This is a genomic window from Nitrospirota bacterium (genome assembly GCA_035516965.1).
Lineage (GTDB): Bacteria > Nitrospirota > UBA9217 > UBA9217 > UBA9217 > MHEA01.
This window is the reverse complement of sequence record DATIZR010000041.1, coordinates 43,839-67,704: the sequence shown is the minus strand read 5'-3', so window position 1 is coordinate 67,704 and position 23,866 is coordinate 43,839. Positions and strand designations below refer to the sequence as shown.

Here is a 23,866-nt window from a genome sequence, read left to right as displayed (position 1 = left end):
ACGCGCTTCTCTCTTTTGCCCCGCGGGTTAAATTTCCCTATCGGGCGACGCTTGTTGTCCGCCTCGCTATCCTTTCGCCGCATCCAGCTCCCCCCACCGTTTATACGCACCGGCAAGTTCTTTCTCCAGGACCTCAAGCCTCGCCTTGTATTCGGAAACCTTGTCCCCGCTCTCACGATAGAAGTTCGGGTCCGCCATTGATGCAAGGATCTGTTGCTGTTCCGCTTCAAGCGCTTCGATCTTCTGCGGCAGGGTTTCGAATTCCTTCTGCTCCTTAAAGGTAAGCTTGCGCGGCTTTTCTTTCTGCGGGCGCAGCTCTTTTTTCTCTTCTTTCCTGACCGGGGCCTCTTCCTTTCTCCCGCGTTGCCGCAGCCAGTCGTCGTATCCGCCGACATACTCCTTCACCCGGCCTTCGCCCTCGAATACGATCGAACTGGTGACCACATTATTCAGGAAGGTACGGTCGTGGCTGACCAGCAGGACCGTGCCGGGATATTCCATCAAGAGCTCTTCGAGCAGGTCGAGCGTCTCTATGTCGAGGTCGTTCGTGGGTTCGTCCAGAACGAGCACGTTCGACGGTTTGGCGAAGAGCCGGGCGAGCAGCAGCCTGTTGCGTTCGCCGCCGGACAGGACCTTCACCGGGTTGCGCGCGCGCTCGGGCGAGAACAGAAAGTCCTGCAGATACCCGATCACGTGGCGCCTGTTCCCATTTATGGTCACATAATCGCTGTCGTTCGCGACGTTGTCCTGCACCGTCTTCTCATCATTGAGCTGCTCGCGGTGCTGGTCGAGATAAGCGACTTCGAGATTCGTTCCGTGTTTCACCCTGCCCCCCTGCGGTTTCAGTTCCCCCAGCAGCACTTTCAGCAGGGTCGTCTTGCCCGATCCGTTCGGTCCGATGATGCCGACCTTATCGCCCCGGATAATGGTCGTTGAGAAATCGCGAATAACGGGGCGGCCGCCATAAGCGTGGTTCACCTTCGACGCCTCGATCACGAGCTTGCCGGTCCGCTCCGCCTCCTGCGTCTGCATGCGTACGGTTCCCGTCACTTCGCGCCGCTCGCTCCGTATCCTGCGCAGTTCCTTCAGGGCCCGCACCCTGCCTTCGTTCCGGGTCCGGCGTGCCTTGACGCCCTGCCTGATCCAGACCTCTTCCGCGGCAAGCTTCTTGTCGAACTTGGCGCTCTCCACGGCCTCGGCGTCGAGTGACGCCTGCTTCAGCTCGAGGTAGGCCTGATAACTTCCGGGCCAGCTCGTCAATCTTCCCCGGTCGAGATCAACGATCCGGGTCGCGAGCTTCTGCAGCAGCGCCCGGTCGTGGGTCACGAAGAGCAGGGTCCCGCCGAAGGAGAGCAGAAACTCTTCGAGCCAGGCGATGGAATCGATGTCGAGATGGTTCGTGGGCTCGTCAAGGAGCAAGAGGTCCGGTCCTCCCGCCAGTGCCCTGGCGAGCAATACCCGGCGCTTGAGACCGCCCGAAAGCTCGGAAAACTCCGCGTCCCCCGGGAGCTGCAGCCGGGTCAGGATCTCCTCGACCCGCTGCTGCATCTGCCACCCCCCGGCTGACTCAAACTTGTGCTGGACGTCCTCGAGTTCGGCCATAAGCTGCTCGCTGTGGTCATGGGCCAGCCTTGCGCTCACGTGGTGATACGCCGCCAGCAGTTTCCCCTCTTCGCCGAAGGCGCTCGATACGACATCGAATACGCTCCCGAAAAGCGCGTGGGGCACCTCCTGCGTCAGGAGCGTGATCCGCACGCCCTGCTGGTACACGATCCTGCCGCCGTCCGGCTTCACTTCGCCCGTGATCAACCGCATGATCGTTGACTTGCCGGTCCCGTTCCTGCCCACGAGGCAGACCCGTTCACCGCGGTCGATCGAAAGATCGACGCCTTCGAGCAGCAAGGGTCCGCCAAAGCTGACCTTGATATCCTGTAAATTGACAAGTGCCATGTCTGGTGCGTTCAGGGCCCGGAGCGTTTACTCCGTCCCTCGTCCTCCATTCCATCCGGCATCAGGGAAATCGTACTGTACCGTGAGCAGACATGATTTGCAATCGAAATATGGTCCCCGGACGGCTTCAAAACGATCCAGGTTCAGGAGCCAGTTCAGGAACTGCGGGATTTATGGTATAGTACACGAACGATTTTAATGGCAGGTTCTTGCCGGAGGAATGAAAGCACGGGGGCTTACGCGGCGAACGCATGGTCCCGGCGGGTGTATCAGCCACACCCTTGCGGATCAGGGTGGCTGATCATGACCCGCAGACGGTATTCCCCGTGGTGCCGGAGATCAGTCCCAAAGATTTCCCCTGATCTGATGAACGATGAACGAAGAAGAGATCCTTGACAATTTGAAGATGATCTGCCGGTGCAAGGCCATCAGGAAGAAGGTGTTCCTCAAGCACCTCCAGGCCGGCGCTTCGACCGTGGCTGCGCTCCAAAAAGCCACAGGAGCCGGCACCGGCTCCTGTAAGGGAAAAGAATGCATACCGCGGATTGTTGAGCTGCTGCACGAGAGAAAGCAGCGAAAATAGCGGTCAAGCTGTCTGGCCCCGGTACCGGCCCCGCATGACGAGGGGAGAAGAGACCGTCTTCCTATTTCGCAAGCGGATACCCGGCCGCCTTCCAGGCCTTGAGCCCTCCCGCCATGTTCACCGCGTTCACATAGCCCAGGTCATTCAACGTTTTCGTGGCCAGCGGCCCGCGCAGATCGAGGCCGCAGTAGACGACGATGCGCGCCGTCTTGTCCGGGATCGTTGACCCGACCTTGAACTCGAGCATGCCCCTTGAGATATTCATGGCGCCGGGGATCTTCCCTTCCTCGAGCTCATTTTTGTCGCGCACGTCCAGGATGATCACGCTGTCCTTCGCATCGACCATCTTCCTGACGTCGTCGATGGACACCTCTCTGATCGTCGCCTTCGCATCCTTCACCATCTGGTCCGGCGTTTTCTCCGCTGCCACTGCATGCATACCGGCGCCGCCCAGGAAGAACACCAGGGCAACAAATAGCGAACCTCTCTTCATGGCACCCTCCTTTCTTCTCTTCTCCATTGTAGCACAAGGGGGAGCGCCGCGAGGCTTCGACCTCAGCCGGTATGCTATACTATGCTCATGAAACCCCTTTTGACCCTGTTGCTGTTTCTCATGCCAGTCCTTGCCGCAGCCCAGCCCGCCATCGAATTCACGGCGGAACGCCACGACTTCGGGACTGTCATGAAGGGTCCCACGCTGGAACACGCCTTCGAGTTCAGAAATGCCGGAACCGAGGATTTGATCATCAGGGAAGTGAACACGACCTGAGGCTGCGGCGCAGTGACGGCTGGTCCGAGCCGTCTGAAGCCGGGGGAAAAGGGATCGATCATCACGCGCGTCGAAACTCTTTCGAAGAGCAATCCCCTGGAGGAAACCGTTGAAGTCATGAGCAACGACCCGAAACGGCCAAGGGTGGTTCTGACCGTGCGTGCGAACCTTGTGGATATTCTGGTCCCTTCACCGGACCAGAACCTCCCGTTCAAATAGCTCAGGAACGGATCAGGTCTCCTGCCGGATGCGGGCGGGCAGTGCGTGATATCCGCCCGATGTACACCGCATGGCGCAGACCTCCGCGTCCGGGCCTCTCCCGGTCAACAGAAAAACCCGCACTCTGCAGACGTCGTTCAAAGGCCGCATCTCCCTGCTCACACCAGACAGCGAACACCCCTCCCGTTGAAAGAGCATCCGCCGTTGCCTCCAGCGCCCCGGACCCGTAGAAGCGGTCATTGACCGGATCTGTCTTCGCATGGGGCCCTTCGTACAGATCGATGAGGATGGCGCCGAACTTTTCCGCATGGGGTTGAGCTGCCTGCGTAATCACCCGGGAAACGTCCTCTAGCAGGATCATCACGCGGGTGTCGTGAACGGCGTTTTTCGTCAGTCCCGAAAGCGGGCCCTGGCACCACCGCAGGATGATGGGGTTCAGTTCTGCGACAACCACGCGTGAGGCAGGAGGCAGGACATCGAGCGCCGCGCGCAGAGTGAGGCCCATGCCGAGACCGCCGATGAGCACGCGCGGTCGGGGCATTCCCGCGGCAAGCCCGGCAACCCGGCCAAGCGCAAGCTCCGACCGGCTGGCGCTGCTGTTCATGAGCACCCGTCCGTTGATCAGGATCAGGAAATCGCCTTCTCCGCGCTGCCGAAGCTCAAGAACGCCGTCGGGTGTATCCGCCTTGTCTATGGTATGCCAGGGCTTGGCCATGGTGTCGGAAAAGGACAGCCTTCAATACTCAACGTTCGAAGCAAACCTCAAAAGCCAGCCACCGATGTTCTTCAGCCAGGAATGGGAGCTTTCGGGGACTCCGGGATTGTAACAGGTTAACCTGCTTGCCGGCTGCGCATCAGTCGAATGGTGCGGGCCTGCGCTTCTTCTTTACGTCTGCCCTTCTCTTCTTGCTCTCGATCCGTTTTTCCCTCGACGCCTTCGAAGGCCTTGTCTTTTTCCTCGGCGTGGGCCTGCGCGCTGCCTCTCGGACCAGTTCGATGAGTCGCAGGAGCGCATCCTCGCGGTTTCGCTCCTGCGTGCGATGCCGGCGCGCTTCGAGGATGAGGATTCCGTCCTGCGTGATGCGCCGGCCCGCGAGCCGGACCAGGCGGTTGCGCACATCTCCGGGAAGGGAGGGCGAATTCCCGATGTCGAACCTGAGCTGGACCGCACTCGAGACCTTGTTCACGTTCTGACCGCCCGGACCCGAGGCCCGGACAAAGTGAAGCTCGATCTCTTTTTCGTCCAGTGCGATATTTCTGGTGACAGCGATCACGACGGTACTTTACCCGATGAGGAGCCAATGCACAAGAAAAACCGGCGCCACAGGGCCGGCAGGGTGTCACCACAGCCGCGCGAGCAGGGCGGGCACCGCGGCCTCGACGTTCAGGATGCGTTCGCCGCAATGAACAGGAGAGAACCCAGCGGATTCGAGTTTCTCGATCTCGTAGGGAATGAAGCCGCCTTCAGGCCCGACGGCCAGGGTGACGGGGCCCTGCGCACCGCGTGGACAGGGCGAGGAAGCTCCGGGATGGGCGACCAATGTCAGCGTGTCCTTGCTGAGGCGGGGCAGTTCATCTTCCACGAACAGTTTGAACAGGGGCTGGACCAACACTTCAGGCATCATCGTGTCCCGGGACTGCTCGAGACCCGTGATCAACTCCTGCCGCAGACTCCCGGGACCGAGCACCGGGCTCGACCAGTAGCTTCTCTCGACCCGGTAGGCGTTCAAGAGCACGATGCGTTTCACACCCATTGCCGTCACGGACCGGAGTACCCTTCGAAGAACTTTCGGCCTGGGCAGGGCGAGGATGAGCGTTGCAGGAAGCGGGTCAGGCGGTTTTTGCTCGAGCCTGACCTCCATCTCGAGACTGCCACGGTCGAGCAGAATGACCCTTCCGGTCCCTATTAGGTCATCGGCCAGACCCACACAGAGCTCGTCGCCCACGCGCGCCCGGTGCACTTCGAGGACGTGCTTCAGCCTCCGGCCCTCGAGCCGCACGCGGGATGTGCCGTCCACGAAATCTTCTTTGAACAGCAGGATAAGATTCATCAGTTCAGCTCCGGAAGCCCCGGTTTGTCGCGAATGCGCACGGACGAGCAGGGGGCAATACATCCCTCTTCCTGCTAATCCCGTACACCTGCAATCAGCACAGTTGCTCTATCCGAGTACCTCGTATCGGACCGCGATGATCGTGAAGACTGCCTCGCCCTTGGGGCGTTTTACCACCACCTCGTCGCCCTCGCCCTTTTTCATGAGGGCCCTCGCCATGGGGGAGTCCATGCTGATAAGCCCCTTCGAATGGTCGAACTCGTCGGGACCGACGATCCGGTATTCCGACACGTTCCCCCCCCCGTCCTCGAGCCGCACCCAGGCTCCGAAGAAGACCTTCGATGGATCGGCCGGCCTGCCCGAAACGACCATGATGTGTTCGAGCCGATCCTTGAGGTGTTGGAGCCTGGCGTCGATCTCGCGCAGCTGCTTCTTCCGGTAGATGTACTCGGCGTTCTCGGAGCGGTCTCCCTCCGCAGCCGCGGCAGCCAGCGCCGCGGTCACCTCGGGCCGCTTTTCGCGCCAGAGAAATTCGAACTCGTCAGCCAGGCGCTTCTTCCCTTCCGGCGTGATGTATTTCGATCCGGGTTGTTGTGGCGGACGGTATCTGCTCATGGGTGAACTATAGAAAAAATGCGGGAGAAAAGCAAGCGCGGTCCGCGTCCGGGAGAGAACGAGGACAGGGGAGAATATTATTGCAAATGCTTGTGGATGATGACCTCGGTCAGCTGCTCGACCTTGAACCGCGTCCCTTCGTTGCGCAGCCGTTCGAAGCTCACGATGGCGCCCCGGCTCAGCTTCTCGAAGTGGACGTTCAGCGGGGAGCGGTCCTTGTCAAGCCGGGTGACAAGCTTGCGCCCTTCCAGGCCGCAGAGGTAGAATTCGATCTTGCCCTTCGTGATCAGAGGCTCGCTCACGACACGGTACGCGTCGGGGCCGAACATGTCGGACAGGGAGCGGCTGTCCTTCCGCAGAACGAGATAGGAGAACTTGAGGGAATCCTTCCGCAGACCCGCCAGCTTGTCGATCTGCTTGATGAGCTGCGGGGGGTCCCAGGGAATGTCCTCGTGGCACCAGTCGCGCGGGTTTTCGCAGGCGGGACATTTCGTGCCGATGAGGCACGGGGAGAAAACGAAGAAGCCCTGCTGCAGGAGGCCATCCCTGACCTCGAGCAGGTCACGCGAGGTTTCCCGGAGGGCGGGCTCGATGATGATGCAGCTCCCTCCCTCGGCGAGGCTCTTGCTCAGCGCCGTATTGACAATGTCGATCCGCCGGGCGGTGCGGTCCTCGTCGAAGGGGAACAGCTCGTTCAAGACGTTCGAGAAGATGACGAGGTCGAAGGGCTCTTCCGCGGCGAACTCCGCGCTCTCGATGTCTCCCCGGATCGTCTTGAGCGAGGCATCGAGCTTCTTGTTCGTCCGGTACGAATTGAACAGGTCCTCGGCGATGCGGAGGTTCTCCGCCACGCGGTCCACGGCCACGCAGGTGATCGACGGCCGCTGCTGCCGCTGCGCGAAGAACGCGAGCAGCCCGAGCAGGGCCGTTCCGGGTCCGGCCCCCAGATCGAGGACCCTCAGCCTCGGCCGGGACAGCAGCCACTCGGGATGGAGCGAAAGGTCCGTCAGTGCCAGGTGGACCTTCTTCATATTCGCGGGAAGATAGTAGCGGAGGTAGGCAGTGCGGAGCTGCGGATCCTTCAGGTAGGCGGCGGGCAGGCTCTCCCGGTCCGACGTGAGCAGTTTTGAAAGCTGCTTCACGCTTTCTGCAAGAGACAGTATCTGCGGGTCAGGCTTTTCCATTGGGATCAATCATACAACAGAACCGCGGAAAAATAAAGAGCAACGACAACGACTGTATCACGCTCCGCGGGCAACAATAAAAATTGACAAAACCGCTCTATCCGTTACAATACGGTGTCCCGTTCTGCGGCACCAGGGCCCGTCATGGCGCCGTCGCACGCAAAGGGAATCCCGCATGAGCCTGGCCTTCAGAAAAAAACTGGCGCTCCTTTTAGTCTTGGGACTGCTGGTCGTCGGATCCATCGGTTATATTCTGTACACCCACAACCCGCTCCGTGCCGGCCCGCCAGGAGCCAACGCCCAGGATCTCAAGATGCTGAGAACGATCGGCCTCCTTCGCTCCGCTCTGCAGGAAATCGAGGCAGCCGAATTGGGCTACGCCCTGTCCGGGGAGCAGACGTACTTCATCGAGTTCGGCACCGCTTCGGGCGACCTGATGCGGCATCTCAGCGAACTCAAGGCCCTCTGCCGGGACTCGGTCGACAGCCTTCGCGTGATCGAGGCCGTCTCCCTCCTGGTGGACCAGCGGCTCCGGCTGGCGGAACAGGTCGTATCCGCGCGCTCCCGGGAAGGCCGGAACGCGGCCGCGACCCTGATCAAGGCCGGTGAAGAAAAACGGCTTGCCGGTCAGGTCGGCAGGGAACTTTCAGGCCTCGAGCAGAATGGCGTCCGGGCAAGCCTCGACCAGGACCGCATGCTCGAGCAGGGCGTCCAGCGCAACATCTCCCTGGTCGCTGCCGCCTACGGGGCCGCGCTGCTCATCGTCGTCCTGTCCCTCCTGTTTATCGGATGGGAATATAAAAGCTCCCGCCAGGCGCGCCTGGAACTGCAGGATCTCAAGGAGCAGTTCCGTATCCTTTTTGAGGGGCAGAAGGACATGGCACAGTTCCTGGTTGCCGCAAACGGCACCATATCATCGTGGAACCCGGCCGCAGAGCGCCTGCTCGGGTTCTCTGAACGGGACATTGTCGGAAGGCGCTATGAACTCTGCTTCCTGGACGAGGACGTAAAGCTCGGACGTCCCGGTCACGGCCTCAGAACCGCGGAGACGGAGGGCCGGTTCGAGCAGGCAGGCCCCCGCAGGCGCAAGGATGGCTCAGCGTTCCAGGCCCAGAGCATGATCACCGCGCTGCGGAGGGAAGATGGTCGGCTCCGGGGCTATGCGGTCTCCGTACGGGACGTGACGGAGCAGAAAATGACCGGGGACCTGCTGAAGAAGCTGTCGTTGACCGTGGAGCAGGCGGGGAACCTCGTGGTGATCACGGACCGCTCCGGGAGAGTGGAGTTCGTCAACAGGGCCGTCGAAGACGTGACGGGGTTCACGCGGGACGAGTTCATTGCCGGGGGCATGGGACTGCTCCTGATGGACCAGCATGATGGCCGGCGCTACCGTGAAATGTGGGATACCGCGCTCGCGGGCAGGACCTTCCATGCCGAAATGACCGCGGTCCGCAAGAACGGTGAATTAATATTCCTCGACCAGGCCGCCGCCCCTATCACGGACCTTTCGGGAAGCGTGACCCATGTGGTCTTCACGGGAAGCGATCTCACCCCGGTCAAGCATATGCGGGACAAGCTCGACTACCTTGCTTCCTATGACACGCTGACGGGGCTGCCGAACCGCGACCTCTTCACCGACCGCCTGAACCGGGAACTGATGAGCGATGCCGCGGTCCGGAGAACCCTGGCGGTGCTGATGATCGATATCGACCGCTTCAAATACCTGAACGAGATCTACGGCGTCGAGGCGGCGAACAGCGTGCTCAAGCAGGTTGCGGAAAGCCTGTCGGTCTCCGTGAACAAGGGCGACATCGTGGGACGCCTCGGCAGCGACGAGTTCGGCATCGTCCTGCACGACGTGGCCAAGCCTGCCGACGCAATCCTGTTCGTCAAGATGATCATGAAGAACGTCCCCCAGATCGTCATGTCCGGGGGAAAGGAGATCGCCGTGACCCTTGCCGTGGGCATCTCCGTTTGCCCGTCCGACGGGAACAATGCCCTCGCGCTCATGAAGAACGCCGACGCGGCGCTGGCCAAGGCAAAGGCCCTCGGCCGGAACCGCTACCACTTCTATACCCCCGGCATGAACGAGGGCATGACGGAGCTCGTGTTCATGGAGCGCCGCCTCACCGACGCGCTGCAGAACAAGGAGTACGTCCTGGCCTATCAGCCCTACTATCACCTCAGCACGCGGAACGTAGCGGGAGCGGAAGCGCTGCTCAGATGGAACAACGAGGAATTCGGAAGGGTGTCACCGGCGAAGTTCATCCCCATGCTCGAGGAGACCGGAATGATCAACGAGGTGGGGGCCTGGGTGCTCAGGACCGCATGCCGGCAGATCCGGGAATGGTCGAATGGGAAGTCGCACCTGCCGGTGGCGGTGAACCTTTCACCGGCCCAGTTCCGGTACGACTACCTGGCGGAGACCGTGGAGAATGCGGTCCGCGAGCACGGGATCGACCCCCACAGGCTCACGCTGGAGGTCACCGAAAGCACCTTCATGAGGGACCAGGACTTCGCCGTGGCGGTGCTCAAGCGGCTGAAGGGCATCGGGGTCTCCATCTCCATCGATGACTTCGGCACCGGCTATTCATCGCTCAGCTATCTCAAGAAATTTCCCGTTGACGCGATCAAGATCGACCAGTCCTTCGTCCGCGACGTGGCCGTGGACCCGGACACTACCTCCCTCGTCTCGGCCATCATATCCATGGCGCACAGCCTGAACCTGAAGACCATCGCCGAGGGCATCGAGTCCGAAGAGCAGTGGAAAATACTACGCCTGCTCAAATGCGACATGGGCCAGGGCTTCTACTTCAGCCTCGCGGTCCTTCCCCGGGAGTTCGAACAGCTGATGGGCTAAAGGGACAATGTGGCGCGAAGGGCGGACGAAGTGTCGCCGCCCTTGGGGGGCGGCGGGAAGGGCTTACCAGTCAAGCCAAAGCTCATACGATGACGCATCCCTGAATCTGTGCAGCCGGGAACACCCGGAAAGAACACTCCTCAGCGTACTACCTCCGCTGTTCTTCCGGAACCGGCGTTCCGCCACTGTCCTGCTGCTGTTCCTGCCTCATGGCCACTACTTTTTTCAGCTCCAATATTCTTTGCCGTATCCGGTCCAGTTCCTCCAGACCAAGTTCCTCCACAAAGGGCCGCATGGCTATCATGATGTTTTCCGCATTGATCTCGCCGGGAATGTTTTTCAGGATGAGCGTAACGATTTCCTTTACCCGCTTCTTATGGACTTCCGATGAGCGTATCGATCCGTGGGAATAAATGTAGTCTTTGAACGCCTGGTTCTCTGAGACCCCGCGTATCTCGATTCCCTCCAGGATCTTCCTGATATCGACGGATTGCTGTTTCCCCATTGTTTGTACGAGTTCAAGCGTCTTGTCCCGGTCCCCGCTGGCGAGATGATCGTAGAGCGTCACGCCTGCCTGCTCCAGTCGTATCAATTCATAGAGGCTGTCCCGGTACGCCGGCTCGATAATGCCGGTGTGTTCAAAATAGTCCAGGTTTTTTCTTATCTCGGGGAGCGGCTTCTTGGCCGTCAGCATGTCCACCAGGATCGCTCGTGTTTGCTTCTTGAACAGACTGTCATAGGGCAGCAATCCCTCCTCGATCCGGCTTCTTTCATCGATCACGCCGTCGATAGCCTTCGCCATGACTTCCAGGTCGGCGACGGTCCTGTTCATCAGCTCTTCCGGGTACGTGGTTAACACGGCAAGACCCTGAAAGAACTCCTCTCTCCAGTTCCTTTGCGAATCCTCCTCCCGCGTTCTGTTGAACCTGCTGTACCGCACCCTGAAGTCGTCCGGTTTGTCTTTGCTTTTCGCAACAACAAATTTGTATTCGATCCTGTCCTGTTCCGTTACGGCCTGCAGTTTTTCCCTGCCGATCAATAAGAGTTCTTCACCGGTCGCTTTGTTCTTACAGTAGAGGCTTGCGAATTCCTCCGCATCCACCCAGAGGTCGGGATTATCGCAGATCCCGGGCTCGAATCCCCTGTCCATGAGTGCCGAGATAGTCTTCATGCCGCGCAGGGGGAAGAGAATATCGCCGCTGCGGGCGCTCTCGATCCTCTTGAGCACCGATTCAATGCTGTTTTCCCGCTCCAGCCTTTTCTTCTCGGCCTCTCTGCGCTGCCGCAGATTCAACTGGTCCTTCCGGTAAATGTCCAGCGCCGTCTTGTACTCCTTCTCGATCCCCAGTTTATTGATCAACACAGGCACGGGAAGTACGGCGAGACGTCTTCGCAACAGCTGGTACTCCTGCTGCTCGATCGAATGCAGGGCTATCTCTCCGTTCATCTCACGAAAAATCTCGAAGGCCGAGGTTGCCCTGAATTGAATGATGTCCTTTTTCTTCCCGCCTTCAGCGTACCATCCGTAGAGCAGGCCGTTCTGCCGGCCCGTTCTCCCGATCATGCCTTCCGTGATCTCGCATAAAACGCGGCAAAGGTTCAGCGGGCTGCCGATAACGCCCCTATAGCCGGGCCTCATGTGCTTCAGCAATATGTCTATGGGATCGCGCGCCGGACTCCCGGGCGACGCATCTGAGAATGGCTTGGTGTTTGCTTGGTTCGATTCCATCATGGGTGTCAACCGCGTTCTCCTTGTTCCGGTATGATGTATACACGCGGCAGAAGCCGCGAGGGCGCTACCGTTTGTTCCTGCAGGCGGAGTCAACCCTTCCTGCAATGCCTGAATATCCGTTCAACCTGTTCGCAAAAAAGAGATCCGGGGCCGTTCCGACCATCCCCGGAGCATCAATTGCCGCTACTCTCCTCCCACGCCGATGGATTTTCCCTCTTCCATCCGCTCCCTGCGCTTTGCCGCCTCAGCGCGGGCCATGAGATCGTTCCGGCGCTCCATCGCCCGTTCCGCTGTGGCCTCGTCATGCTTCATCCCGTACAAGGCCTGCAGGGCATCATAGTAGCGGACCTCCTTGAGATAGCTGGCGGACCGCCGCACGCCGCCCTGGCTGCTCCCGCCCTCTTCGTCGGCGATCAACTTCTGGAGCACGGCGATGGCTGCGTCCGGCTTGTCCTCGCTCTTGTAGGCCATGGCCAGCCGGTAGTCCAGGACCTGGAGTTTGTCCTGGAACTCGATCGCATACACGGGGTCCTTCTCGACGCGGCTTTTGTCGAACGACGCTGCGATTCGTTTCTTCTCCCGCGCGATGATCGAGCTTTCCGGAGCGCTTGCCTGCTGGACAATATAGAATCCAGCCGCCAGCGCAACGGCTGCCGTGAACAGCGCTACCAGACGCATGTTGATCTTCATCTCCCCCCCTGAGAACAGGAACTCTCTCCCGGGGAAAAGATAGTATAAGCGGCCTGAAAAGGCAAGATGAAAACGATGAGCGTCCACGAGGGAGCGAACACGGCTCGTCCGGCCGCGGCGGTCACGCCGGAAGCCGGATCATTTGCCTATGCTCACGGGCTCGAGCAGGGCTTTCCGGAGGGTCGTGCTCGTCGTGAAGCGTTCTTTGAACTCCTGCTCCGCCCCCCGGTAGTCGTCGCGGATTGCCATCAGGACGAGATCATCGTGTTCGTCCCGGGAGAACTGGATCGTGCCGACATACACAGCCTCATCATCGCTGCTTATTTCGACCCGGGAGAGTCCGGGATAGACATGGGAAACGATGCTGTACGGAGGGTCGAACTCGGTGTAGAACAGGACGCCGCTGACATAGATCGTCGTGCCCTTGTTCACCTCGATATAGAATGTCTCATCGGGGGTAACCTCGTATGATCCTTCGTAGGCGTCGGGCCGCGACGTCCGGAAATCCCTGAATTGTGCTGCACAGTACAGGAGGAGTTTGTTTCGAAAACGCTCGCCGAGGGATGTTTTCAACATTTGCTCCCTGGGCTGAAGCGGCGGTGAAATGGCAACCTTGCCCACCAGCAGGACCTTTTGATCCGGCATATCGATGAAGCGTCGCACCTGCCCCTGGGGCATGGTCATGCATGAGGCGAGCAGCATCGCGGCGATGAAGGCACTAATCCTCCCGCGGCGCCGCTTGACGGGCTGAGCAAGCATGTCTTCTTGTCGGATTTTATAGGAAATTTCTTTAATCCGATCGGGGCTGGGTTCCGCTCACCATAGCCAGAAAGGGTCAATGCCATGCCCCGGATGGAGGATGATCAAGACTGACGTTTCACGTTTATTATGGCTTCAGTCCGTCCCCGTCTGCGCGGGCGTGTATCGTTTCCGACACGTTTATGTCACCTGAAAAAAGATGCGAAGCTTTTAGAACTTGCGTATACCAGGAATACGGGGCATACAAAAAATACTTGCCAAAAATAACTATTTTTTGTAAAATAGGAGCCTCTTTACTGTGACAGGATGAGAACATGCACCATATTTTCCGAAATATTCTATATTCCATTTCCTTTCTAGGCCTTTTCCCCCTGCTAACCTCGTGTCAGACCCTGGCCCCGGAAAGACCGCTTACTCTGCCGCGCGCTGATGCCGGGATCAGGTTCCTCCTGACCTTCGACGACGGTCCGGCTGCCTCGACTACTCCCTGCCCGACGGTTAGCGTGCTCGACAGCCTCAGATCCAACGCGGTGCAGCGCAATGTCAAAGCCATCTTCTTCGTCCAGACCAGGGAGCCGAAGCATGGCGGGGCAGAGGCGGGCAAGGCGCTCATGAAGCGCGAACATGCCGAGGGCCATGTGCTCGCCCTGCACAGCGGATCTGTTCGCGGCCACATCAACCATACCTTGATGGCGCCCGAAGAGCTCCAGCAGTCGCTCACGGACGGCATGGACGACATCGCCCGGATCACGGGCAGCCTTCCCCTCTTTGTCCGGCCCACCTTCTGGCGTTACAACGCCAAGACCCTCGGGCGGTACGAGAACAATGGGCTGTACATGGTCCTTTCCGACATTAAGGCCTACGACGGGAGCGGCGGCTTCTTTCAGTTCAGCAATGTTCTAAGCAGCCAGCGTCACGGGAGCATGCTGTCCGAACTCCAGCGTGTGCGCGGCAGGATAGGACGCGGCGAATTGCCGGTCGTGAACGGCGTGATCCCCGTCATCGTGACATTCCACGATACGAACTCGCATACCGCGCAGCACATCGCAGAATACATGCAGATCCTCGTCGAGGAAGCGAGGCGGGCCGGCCTCCGGGTGAACGACAAGCCATACTACGACAGCGCGGAAGAGATCCGGACGGCTGCCCTGGACCGCGCGGAGCACCGCGTTATCCTCGAGACGCGGCTCCCGGCAAGGCTTGCGCGGTTCTTCAAGGGAACCTGACGGGCGAGAGCTGCACCCCGCCGCAGATCCTTCAGAAACGGGTCGACAGTTGCCGCCTCCCCCTTCGGCCGTGCGGGCCGACGGCGCAGAGGCCCCGCCGTAAAGAACTTCGCCAAACCCCTACGCATCGCAAGGACCCTCCCACCGCCCACCATGAACTGTGCATCAGCCGCCATGATTTCTTTTTTATTTGCTTTCCCGGCGTCCTCTGGGGTAAAAGAGTACACCGGCATGAATGCTGACCTCAAACTCATCACCGTATCGCTCCGCGATTTCGCATTGCCCTGCCCGCGCATTGGCAGCATCGAGGCCCATTCCGGCTACGGGCGCGCAGCCGCTGAAGGACAGGACATCCACGTCCGGGTGCAAAGGAAACGGGCAAAATCCGATCCTTCCTATGAATCCGAAGTCCCCGTGTCGCATGAATTCCAGAGGGCCGGCTGCCGTTTCAGGATCGAGGGCAGGATGGACGGCATCTTCCGACGCAACCCGCCTGCCATCGAGGAGATCAAAACGGCCTTTGCGGTCAGCGACCTTTCATCCCGCCTGTCACGGGGTCCGCTGGGCCACCCCTACTGCCTGCAGCTCCTGACCTACGGCTACTTTTTCTGGCTCGAACACAACATCATTCCGTCGCTCTCGTTCCATCTCGTCTCGACCCGGAACGGGCGCTCCGAGGACCTCGAAGTCGCGCTCGAACTCCCCGCTTATGAGCAATGGTTGGACCTCCGTCTTGACGAACTCGTTCAGGAGGCAAAAAAAGCAGTGAAGCGTTCGGCGCGGCGCAGGAAGATTTCAGCCGAATTCGCCTTCCCCTTCGAGCGGCCGCGGCCCGGACAGACCGAGCTCATGCAGAACGTGGAGGAGGGAATCGGCGGGGGACGGAGAATGCTTATCCAGGCGCCGACGGGCCTAGGGAAGACCGCTGGCGTGCTTCACCCGGTCCTGAAGGATGCGCTTTCCCGTGGTCAGCAGGTGGTCTATGTCACGCCGAAGAACAGCCAGCACAGCGTTGCCGAGGACGCGGTCATGCGGCTCCAGGAGGCCGGCTCCAGGGTCACGTCCCTCTCGATCACCGCGAAGGGCAAGATCTGCTTCAAGAACGAGCCGCTCTGCGACCCCGGCTTCTGCGAATACGGCGACGATTATTACACCAAGCTCCGCGAGCACGGCATCCTGGACCTTCTCGCGAAAAAAAAGAAGCTGACGGCCCGCTCGTTCCGCAACCTTGGAGAGCAGTACCAGGTCTGCCCCTTCGAACTGCAGCTCGACGCCGCCCGGGATGCCGACGTCGTGATCTGCGACTACAACTATGTCTTTGCCCCCCGCTCGGCCCTCAGGCGGATGACGGGGGTCGAGATCGACCAGTCAGGCAGGCCGAACCTCGTGATCGACGAGGCCCACAACCTGCCGTCCCGCGCCATGGGCTACTACTCCCCGGCTCTTTCGAGCATCACGCTCGAGAGCATGCGCGCCGGGATCCGCCAGCTGCCGGACCGATTCCATCGCGAGGCGGAAGAGCTCCTCGACGGCTGCATCCGGACGATCGCCGCGTGCAGCCCCGGGCGAATATCAACGCCCTCAAAGATCGACCCGCCGAGGGACCCCTTTCTCGAGCAGGACGCGAAACTCCGGGCGTTCCTTTCCCGGTATCTTGATTCAGACGTCGAGATCCGGCCGCGGGACGTCGTCATGGGTCTCTGCTTATACTGGTCCGAATTTACGGACGCCCTCGAATTCATCGGCGACCCCGATCATCATGAGTTCTTCTCGACCTTTCATCCCCACCCCACGGGCGGACTCATCAAGATCACCTGCTGCGATGCCTCGGCCATGCTGAAGGACCGCTACGACGAGTACGATCAGGTCGTCGGGTTCTCGGCGACGCTCAAGCCTTTCGATTATTACACGAAACTCTCCGGGCTCGATCCCGATACGGTGAAGACAGCAGAATTCCAGAGTCCTTTCCCCCGGGAGCATCGCAAGCTTTTGATCATTCCCCAGATCTCGACGAAATACTCGGACCGTGAGCGTAACTACGCGAAGATAGCCGAGGGGATTCACCGGATCACGGCGTTGAAGCGGGGAAATTACTTTGCCTTCTTCCCGAGCTTCGAATTTCTCGAACGGGTGCTCGCGCTGTTCCTGCCTCCTGAGGGTTTCGGAGTGCTGAAACAGGACCGTGAAATGAAGGCGAAGCGCGTCGAGGAGATCCTTGATCAACTCCGTGGCGGGACCGTCCCGACAATCCTGTTTGCAGTCCAGGGGGGCACGTTCTCGGAAGGCGTAGACTACCCGGGGGAGATGGCCATTGGCGCCTTCGTGATCGGCCCGCCGCTCCCGAACTTCGATCTCGAGCGCGAAGAGATGCGGACATATTACCAGAAGCAGTACAACGCTGGCTTCGACTACGCTTACGCGATCCCTGCCATGTCCAAGGCGATCCAGGCTGCGGGAAGGGTCATCCGTTCCGAGACCGATCGCGGCTTGATCGTTCTGATGGACAACCGTTTCGTCCAATCCGCCTGTTCCCGTTCCATGCCAAAGGACTGGTTCGAGACCAACGTGAACGAACTGGTTTCCCGGAGCATCTTAAAGGACGTATCAGAGTTCTGGGCAAAGGGCCCTTCGCCTCCGCCGTTATTCCCGGCGTGATCCGCACTCCGGATTTGACTCAGTGCGGGTTATGACTCAATTCATCTCTTGCATGACAGAGATGAATCGGGTAAGCTATAGTTATTTCCTCCTTGAGCCGATAAGAACAGGTGGGGACGCCCTGATGCGTGACCCCTTGGCGATGAGGTCTCCTGCCATGAATCCCCCATGCTGAGGTAGCGTTTGGCACAGATCGAGTTGATTGATTTCCCGAAACCATGGCTTCTGTTTTACGCGGCAATGACGCTGTCCTTGCTGTACATGGCTTTTGCATTTTTCCGGAAATGGCAAGGATGGTCCCGGGGATTCAGCGAGCCGGTTTCGGAAGAGCGTGATTTCCGAAGAGCGGTAAAGATCTGGCTGGCCGAAGTTCTTCTCCACCGGCAATTGTACGCGCTCTCGTTTTCCCGGTGGTTAATCCATATTCTGATATTCTACGGATTCATCGGCCTCGCAGTCCTTCCCGGAGTCGCCTTTGTCTTGAGAAGCTCGGGTTATCTTGCGATCAGCGACACCTTCCCCCGCTTCTATATTCATCCGCAAGGCTATGTCATGATGAAGGTCTGGGGCGACAGCTTCGGCCTGATGCTGCTCCTCGGTCTTGTTCTGGCCGGCATCCGGCGCATCGTGCAGCGGGAGGCAAAGCAATCCAGCAATCAGATGGACGCTCTGCTGCTGGCGCTGCTTTTATCAGTGGCCCTCTCGGGGTTCGCACTGGAAGGGTTGCGCTGCTCCCTCGTGCCTGCTGAGATCGCGCGCTATTCTTATGTCGCTCGCCTGTTCACGCCCCGGGAAGCGCATGCGCTGGTACAGCTGCAGCCGTGGCTTACGGCCTGCTGGACCGTTCATTTCCTGCTCGTAGCAACGCTGTTAGGGTATCTGCCCCACAGCAAACTGATGCACAGTCTGCTTGCTCCCGTCATCATTGCCGTCAACGCCGCCGAAGAACATACCCGAGAGGACCTCTATTGGCCCGAGATGAAAAAATACAGGGCAACAAGATCGCCGCGGGACTGACCCGGCGACAGCTCACCGAGCTGAACGCCTGTGCCCGGTGCGGCGAGTGCCAGGCGTGGTGTCCCGTCTATGCCCAGGACCGCCGGGAATCCATTACGGCGCGGGGCAAGCTGCACTCGCTTCGCCGCCTTGTGGAGGGCTCACTTCCCGAAGCCGAACGAGAAGACTTCATCAAGAGCCTCTATGAATGCTCGGCCTGCGGGCAGTGCCATGTTGTCTGCCCGGTGCGCATCAATACCCATGACCTGTGGGAGCAGGCGAGAATGTCCCTCGTGAATGCGGGCATCCCCCAGCCGGAGGGCCAGATCAAACAGCTCTCCGCGATCAAGGAGTTTAACAACCCCTTCGGCAAGCCCCAGGCAGAACGGTCCCGCTGGGCCCGTTCGGCCTGGGAGGCAGGGCTGCTGAAATCCCCTCTGCGGCTCTGGCATGAGCGGCAGACCCCGGTCGTCTATTTTGCGGGCTGCATGGCAAGCTTTGAGCCTTCGCTCCAGCCGGTCGCCGTCCAGACGGCGCGGTTGCTGCAGGAGGCAGGCGTTGATTTTTCCATCCTGGGCGAGGATGAGCCGTGCTGCATGAGCAAGTTGAGGAGAATGGGCGACGGCGCCTTTTCGGACGAGGCGCGGAAGCGGGCCGACCAGTTTACCCGTATGGGCATCGACACGGTCATCGTCTCCTGCGCCGGCTGTTTCAAGGGGTTCCATTCGGACTATGCCCGGTTATGGCCGGGAGCGCAGAAGGTCGTGCATCTCAGCCAGTACCTCGATCAATTGATCCTGGAGGGGCGCCTGCGCTTCAGAAGAGAAACGCCTCTCCTCGTCACCTATCACGACCCCTGCCATTTAGGCCGTCACAACCAGGTCTACGACCAGCCGCGGCGTGTGCTCCGGTCCGTTCCCGGCATCGATCTCGTAGAAATGCCCAGGCACCGGGCTTTTTCATCCTGCTGCGGCATGGGAGGAGGCCTGAAGGCGGTCAGTCCGGAGATCCAGCACAAGATGGCAGCCGCGCGCATCCGCGAAGCCGAAGCAACCGGGGCTGAAGCGATCGTGACCCCCTGTCAGACATGCTATCAGGGGCTGTTGAACGGCACCAAGGAGGCGGCTTCCGGCATGAAGGTCTACCATCTGAACGAGTTGCTTGTCCGATCGATCTGTCCGGAAGTAGCGCATGACGCAGTGGAAGCCGCACTTGCATCTCCAGGCGCCTGAGTTGGTCTGATAAGCCCATCGTCGACGCCGGGCTGCTCGCTTAGTCCGGATGTTCGTCGACCTCTTCGCCTCTCGTACTGCCCGTTGTCCGCAGCACATCCGCCATATCGAGAATGTACGACCTCATACAATACGGGGACAGGGGCCTGAAGGCACAAAAAAAGGCAGGTCATGACAGCACCAGCCTTTTGAAGCTCATCTGTTCTTACAATCGCTACCCGACCACGGTCACGGCAATGCCCTCGGCGTGGTTCACGATCTTGCCCGAGACGCTCCCGAGCAAATGCCGCGCCGACCGGTTGCACCGGCCGACGAGGATCGTCTGATATCCTCCGTCCTTTGCCTCTTCCAGGATGCTGTCCGACACGTCCGTTGAATCGGATATGGATTTCGTCGTGATGCTCTGCGCCTTGATGCCCGCTCTGGCCAGGACCTCAACGGCTTTTTTGAATATCGGATCCATCTTCGCCTTCCGGTCAGCGACCCATTTGTCGACCACGTTCTTCCGCTCCTTCTTCTCCGCGTCGCTCAGAATATGCCCCTCGTCCCAGAAGATGGCCGGCAGGTTCGGAAGCACATGCACGAGCCCGACCTGCAGGTTGTCGCCGGACAATTGGGCCGCGGCATATTCAGCGGCCTTCATCGCGCTCGCGGAGTCATCCAGTGCTATAAGCAGTTTTTTCATGATTCTCAAGCCCCTTTCCCTCAGTTCACGCCAGAATTCGCGTCTCGTCAAGAACAGCCTCTGGAAATAGAATAGCATAAAGAAAGCGGAAAATGCAAGGCGGGGGAAGCATCAGACCGTGCCGTCCAGCACGGCCCGCACGAACTGCTCGGCGATGCGTCCGTTCCTGCCGCCCGCAGCGGTGGCCCACTGGATTGCGAGGCTGTTCAGTTTCCCCTCCTCCAGCCGGACGCCGTATTTCTTCGCGTAGGAGGCGACGATCTCGAGGTAGGTGTCCTGGGAAAAATGGTAGAATCCGAGTCTCAGCCCGAACCGGTCCACGAGCGACACCTTTTCCTCGACCGTGTCCGACGGCCTGATCTCGTCGCTGTCGTTGTCCGAAAATTTCGTGGGGATCAGGTGCTTCCGGTTCGAGGTGGCATAGAACAGGACGTTCTCCGGTATTTCCTCCAGCCCGCCGTCCATGATCGTCTTCATTTCCTTGTAGTCGGTCTGGTTCTCCTCGAAGGACAGGTCGTCGATGAAGATGATGAACCGGAAGTCCCGGCTCCCGACGATCATGTCGTACATGTCCTGGATCGTCAGGATGTCGTGCTTGTAGACCTGGATCAGCCGCAGGTTCGTTCCGGCAAAGGTCGTGAGGAGCGACTTGACGACCGATGACTTGCCTGTGCCCCGCTCGCCCCAGAGCAGTATATTGTTGGCGCGCAGCCCCTTGATGAAGTTCTTCGTATTCCTGACGATCTCCTGCTTGATCGAGTCAATCCCGAGCAGGTCATCGTGGCAGATGGTGGCCGGCCGCTTGACGGGCTTCAGGCTCTTCCGCTTGCCGTCCCAGACATAGGCCCGGTTCTTCGGGAATGCGGGCGCCTCCGGCCCGCCGTCCACGTAGCGGTCGAGCAGCCTGTCGAGCTTGACGAGGAGATGTCCGATCCTGGGTCTTTCCATCATGAGACACGTCCTTTTCCGGGAATGAGACGCGGATTGGCGGAGATGAACTCGGACAATCCCGAGTAGTGGGCAGTTGTTCCCGCACGAGCACACAGAAAGGGATGATGAACTGCATCATCCCCTGTCATGGGCGGTCAGATTATAAGCGGGCTTTCACCGGTTCGTAGGTGCAGAACGGCTCGGCCGCGAGGTAGTCGCCCGAGATGGCGAAGGCCCGGGCGCGGCAACCGCCGCACACCCTCCGGTACTCGCAGATGCCGCACTTGCCGTGGTAGTGGTCGAGGTCGCGCATCTGCTTGAAGAGCGTCGAGTGCTCCCAGATCTTCGAGAAGGGCTCTTTCTTGACGTCGCCAGCCTCCTCCTCGAGGAAACCGCAGATCTGGACCTTGCCCACGTGGGACACGAAGGCAAAGCTTTGGCCTCCCATGCAGCCCTTGGTCATGGCATCGAACCCGTGGGACTCGGGGGTCACGGTCTTTCCCTTCTCCTTCTCTCCCTGCCGGAAGATGCGGTAGTAGTGCGGGGCGCACGTGGGCTTGAACTGGATCGGCACCTTGTCGCGCATTTCATAGAACCATTTCAGGGTGCTTTCGTACTCTTCCGGAGGGATCTCCTGGTCCGCGAGGTCCTTGCCGCGGCCCGTGGGCACGAGCAGGAAGGGATGGTACGCCACGGCGCCGAGTTTGATCACCATCTCGAGGAGCTTGGGAAGGTCCTTCACGTTGTGCTTGGTGATGGTCGTGTTCACCTGGAACTCCACGCCGACCTTCTTGAAGTTCTCGATGGCTTTCATGACGCCCTCGAAGGCGCCTTCGACGCGCCGGAACGCGTTGTGGCTCTCGGCGGTCAGGCCGTCGATCGAGAGCGACACGCGCATGATGCCCGCGTCCTTGATCTTCCGGGCCAGTTCCTCGGTCACGAGCAGGCCGCAGGGCGCCATGACCATGCGGAGGCCGAGCTTCGTGCCGTACTTAGCGATGTCGTAGATGTCGGGCCGCATCATGGGCTCGCCACCGGTCAGGATGATGATGGGGTCGCTGAAGGACTTGACATCGTCCAGGAACCGGTAACACGCCTCGGTATCGAGTTCTCCCCGGTAGGGACCGTATTTTGCGGCCGCGCGGCAGTGCACGCAGTTCAGCACGCAGCTCCTGGTCACCTCCCAGGCGATCAGCCGGGGAAGATATTTCTTTTCGCCGCCGGGATGGCCTTGGCCATGGGGCGCTTTCATGGTATGAGGATGAGACATGGGGGCTCCTTTGCCGGAACAGGACAGGGGTCAGAATCGGACCATATTAACCAATCAGGCGTGAATAGTCAACTGCGTTCGCGCAACAAATATCCGGCGGGGTTTGCCCAGGAGCGGCAAGGAGCGCATCCGAAATGATGTCGTAAAAACCAGCCATCACGTTCGAACACATTTCCCGGCCTCCCTTCCTCACCGAGGGGAATTTGTTCATAATAGGAGAGGTCCGGCATGACTGGCGGCGTACACGCCCGGACCACTTTGAAGACAAAGAAAAATGGGATTGACGGCCCGCCCGGTCCCCTGCCGCGCCACCGTTCCCTGCAATCTCCATTTCCTTACCAGTGCTACTTTGCTATAATGAACCATTCTCCCGGCAGGCACGGCTATATGGCTCCTCTCGGGAATGGACGCTCGCGACTAAGGACGGGACGTTTCGACGATGACGACCGGATTGATCGACAAACTGAAGCAGGTCAGCCCCTGGCATTTCATCTGGATATCGATCGTGAGCTCGGAAGTAATCACGCTGGTCCTGAGCTTCGCGCAGGGACGCGTCTGGTGGGGCGGTGTTTCCCGCGAGACCCTGATCATAGGCGCCGTGGACGCTCTCGTGGTGCCGCTGATCGTCGCCTCGGTCGTCATTTATTCCGTGAAGCGGACCGCGGAATTGCAGCGGGTCAACGAGCAGCTGCAGGAAGCGAACCGGAAGCTGCAGGAGATCGACCAGCTCAAATCGGACTTCATTTCCGTCGTTTCCCACGAGCTCCGTACACCCCTGACAACGATCAAAGCGTTCAACGAGCTTCTTATCATGAAGCCGGGAATGGCCCAGCAGAGGAAGGACAAGCTGATGGGTTCCATCAAGATCGAATCCGACCGCCTCACGCGGCTGATCAACGACCTCCTCGACCTGGCAAGGATAGAATCAGGCGACCTGCTCTGGCGGATCGAGGAGATCGCCGTCGATGACATCATCCAGGGCTCGATCGAGAGCATGGGGCCGCTGTTTGAGAACAAGGTTCTCCAGGTGACCTCGTCAATCAGCCCGCTCCTTCCCACGGTAACCGGAGACCGCGACCGTCTCGTCCAGGTTGTGACGAACATCCTTTCCAATGCCGTCAAGTTTACGCCAGCGGGCGGCTTGATCCATGTCACGGCCAGGGAAGAGCGGGCACCCCTTTCGCAGATCGTCGTGGAGATCTCGGACAACGGTGTGGGGATCGGGGCTGCGGATCTTGAGCTGATATTCGAGAAATTTCAAAGGTCGGGCGACCGGTTCGTCAATACAGTAGAAGGCTCGGGACTCGGCCTCGCCATAGCCCGGCAGATCGTCGAACACCATGGCGGCAGGATCTGGGCTACGAGCGCCTATGGCAAAGGAAGCATTTTTTCATTCACCCTGCCGATTGGACCACGGGGCGACCGCTCTTTCTCTGCCAGGCGCTGATCCTGGCGCGGCG

General features: G+C 59.8%; 22 protein-coding genes. 9 read left to right on the top strand and 13 right to left on the bottom strand.

Translation table 11 applies throughout. The features are described from left to right. Positions 1-66: 66 nt before the first annotated feature. Positions 67-1,950 carry an ATP-binding cassette domain-containing protein gene (locus tag VL197_05505; GenBank protein HUJ17432.1) on the bottom strand — a complete coding sequence of 628 codons (1,884 nt, stop codon included), beginning with the start codon at positions 1,948-1,950 and terminating at the stop codon, positions 67-69. A gap of 373 nt (positions 1,951-2,323) precedes the next feature. Here VL197_05505 and VL197_05500 point away from each other — a divergent pair, with 373 nt between their 5' ends. Further along, the gene (locus VL197_05500) at positions 2,324-2,533 is read left to right on the top strand and encodes a (2Fe-2S)-binding protein (GenBank protein HUJ17431.1); all 210 of its coding nucleotides are present in this window, start codon (positions 2,324-2,326) and stop codon (positions 2,531-2,533) included. 61 nt (positions 2,534-2,594) lie between these two features. Here the strand turns inward: VL197_05500 and VL197_05495 are convergent, their stop codons facing one another. Then, on the bottom strand, positions 2,595-3,026 hold the full coding sequence (locus VL197_05495) for a rhodanese-like domain-containing protein (protein HUJ17430.1): 432 nt from the start codon (positions 3,024-3,026) through the stop codon (positions 2,595-2,597). A gap of 81 nt (positions 3,027-3,107) precedes the next feature. Here VL197_05495 and VL197_05490 point away from each other — a divergent pair, with 81 nt between their 5' ends. Together VL197_05490 and VL197_05485 are read left to right on the top strand one after the other, a co-directional pair. Further along, positions 3,108-3,302 (top strand): DUF1573 domain-containing protein, encoded by a 195-nt coding sequence (locus tag VL197_05490; GenBank protein HUJ17429.1) that lies wholly within the window; start codon positions 3,108-3,110, stop codon positions 3,300-3,302. A gap of 12 nt (positions 3,303-3,314) precedes the next feature. Next, positions 3,315-3,521, top strand: a complete 207-nt coding sequence (locus VL197_05485; GenBank protein HUJ17428.1) for a hypothetical protein — start codon at positions 3,315-3,317, stop codon at positions 3,519-3,521. Between the two features lies 1 nt (position 3,522). Here the strand turns inward: VL197_05485 and VL197_05480 are convergent, their stop codons facing one another. The 5 genes from VL197_05480 to VL197_05460 form a co-directional block, all read right to left on the bottom strand. Continuing rightward, positions 3,523-4,236, bottom strand: coding sequence for a spermidine synthase (locus VL197_05480; protein HUJ17427.1), 714 nt, complete (start codon positions 4,234-4,236; stop codon positions 3,523-3,525). 139 nt (positions 4,237-4,375) lie between these two features. Beyond that, entirely contained in the window at positions 4,376-4,795 is a 420-nt protein-coding gene (gene arfB, locus VL197_05475) for an alternative ribosome rescue aminoacyl-tRNA hydrolase ArfB (GenBank protein HUJ17426.1), read from the bottom strand. 66 nt (positions 4,796-4,861) lie between these two features. Further along, positions 4,862-5,572, bottom strand: coding sequence for a 16S rRNA (uracil(1498)-N(3))-methyltransferase (locus tag VL197_05470; GenBank protein ID HUJ17425.1), 711 nt, complete (start codon positions 5,570-5,572; stop codon positions 4,862-4,864). Positions 5,573-5,680: 108 nt separating this feature from the next. After that, a complete protein-coding gene (greB, locus tag VL197_05465; GenBank protein ID HUJ17424.1) occupies positions 5,681-6,187 on the bottom strand; it encodes a transcription elongation factor GreB in 507 nt (168 codons plus the stop codon). A gap of 77 nt (positions 6,188-6,264) precedes the next feature. Further along, entirely contained in the window at positions 6,265-7,371 is a 1,107-nt protein-coding gene (locus VL197_05460; protein ID HUJ17423.1) for a small ribosomal subunit Rsm22 family protein, read from the bottom strand. 175 nt (positions 7,372-7,546) lie between these two features. Between VL197_05460 and VL197_05455 the strand changes: the two genes are divergently transcribed. Continuing rightward, positions 7,547-10,231 carry an EAL domain-containing protein gene (locus VL197_05455; GenBank protein HUJ17422.1) on the top strand — a complete coding sequence of 895 codons (2,685 nt, stop codon included), beginning with the start codon at positions 7,547-7,549 and terminating at the stop codon, positions 10,229-10,231. A 148-nt stretch (positions 10,232-10,379) separates the two neighbouring features. Here the strand turns inward: VL197_05455 and VL197_05450 are convergent, their stop codons facing one another. From VL197_05450 to VL197_05440, 3 genes are all read right to left on the bottom strand, one after another. Beyond that, complete coding sequence (locus VL197_05450) at positions 10,380-11,972, bottom strand: hypothetical protein (GenBank protein HUJ17421.1); 1,593 nt, start codon at positions 11,970-11,972, stop codon at positions 10,380-10,382. A 174-nt stretch (positions 11,973-12,146) separates the two neighbouring features. Next, on the bottom strand, positions 12,147-12,653 hold the full coding sequence (locus VL197_05445; GenBank protein ID HUJ17420.1) for a hypothetical protein: 507 nt from the start codon (positions 12,651-12,653) through the stop codon (positions 12,147-12,149). A 138-nt stretch (positions 12,654-12,791) separates the two neighbouring features. Beyond that, positions 12,792-13,412, bottom strand: a complete 621-nt coding sequence (locus VL197_05440; protein ID HUJ17419.1) for a hypothetical protein — start codon at positions 13,410-13,412, stop codon at positions 12,792-12,794. 314 nt (positions 13,413-13,726) lie between these two features. On the opposite strand from VL197_05440, the gene VL197_05435 reads away from it, so the two are divergent. The 4 genes from VL197_05435 to VL197_05420 all read left to right on the top strand — a co-directional run bounded on the left by VL197_05435 (position 13,727) and on the right by VL197_05420 (position 19,521). After that, positions 13,727-14,638 carry a polysaccharide deacetylase family protein gene (locus tag VL197_05435; protein ID HUJ17418.1) on the top strand — a complete coding sequence of 304 codons (912 nt, stop codon included), beginning with the start codon at positions 13,727-13,729 and terminating at the stop codon, positions 14,636-14,638. 231 nt (positions 14,639-14,869) lie between these two features. Beyond that, positions 14,870-17,293, top strand: a complete 2,424-nt coding sequence (locus VL197_05430) for an ATP-dependent DNA helicase (protein HUJ17417.1) — start codon at positions 14,870-14,872, stop codon at positions 17,291-17,293. 183 nt (positions 17,294-17,476) lie between these two features. Next, complete coding sequence (locus VL197_05425) at positions 17,477-18,310, top strand: respiratory nitrate reductase subunit gamma (protein ID HUJ17416.1); 834 nt, start codon at positions 17,477-17,479, stop codon at positions 18,308-18,310. Next, positions 18,262-19,521, top strand: coding sequence for a (Fe-S)-binding protein (locus VL197_05420; GenBank protein HUJ17415.1), 1,260 nt, complete (start codon positions 18,262-18,264; stop codon positions 19,519-19,521). The genes VL197_05425 and VL197_05420 overlap by 49 nt, the downstream gene beginning before the upstream one ends. 214 nt (positions 19,522-19,735) lie before the next feature. Here the strand turns inward: VL197_05420 and VL197_05415 are convergent, their stop codons facing one another. From VL197_05415 to ahbD, 3 genes are all read right to left on the bottom strand, one after another. Then, a complete protein-coding gene (locus tag VL197_05415) occupies positions 19,736-20,206 on the bottom strand; it encodes a universal stress protein (GenBank protein ID HUJ17414.1) in 471 nt (156 codons plus the stop codon). Positions 20,207-20,317: 111 nt separating this feature from the next. Further along, complete coding sequence (locus VL197_05410) at positions 20,318-21,157, bottom strand: ATP-binding protein (protein HUJ17413.1); 840 nt, start codon at positions 21,155-21,157, stop codon at positions 20,318-20,320. 139 nt (positions 21,158-21,296) lie between these two features. Next, positions 21,297-22,406, bottom strand: coding sequence for a heme b synthase (gene ahbD / locus VL197_05405; protein ID HUJ17412.1), 1,110 nt, complete (start codon positions 22,404-22,406; stop codon positions 21,297-21,299). A 439-nt stretch (positions 22,407-22,845) separates the two neighbouring features. Between ahbD and VL197_05400 the strand changes: the two genes are divergently transcribed. Then, the gene (locus tag VL197_05400; protein HUJ17411.1) at positions 22,846-23,853 is read left to right on the top strand and encodes a HAMP domain-containing sensor histidine kinase; all 1,008 of its coding nucleotides are present in this window, start codon (positions 22,846-22,848) and stop codon (positions 23,851-23,853) included. Positions 23,854-23,866: the final 13 nt, after the last annotated feature.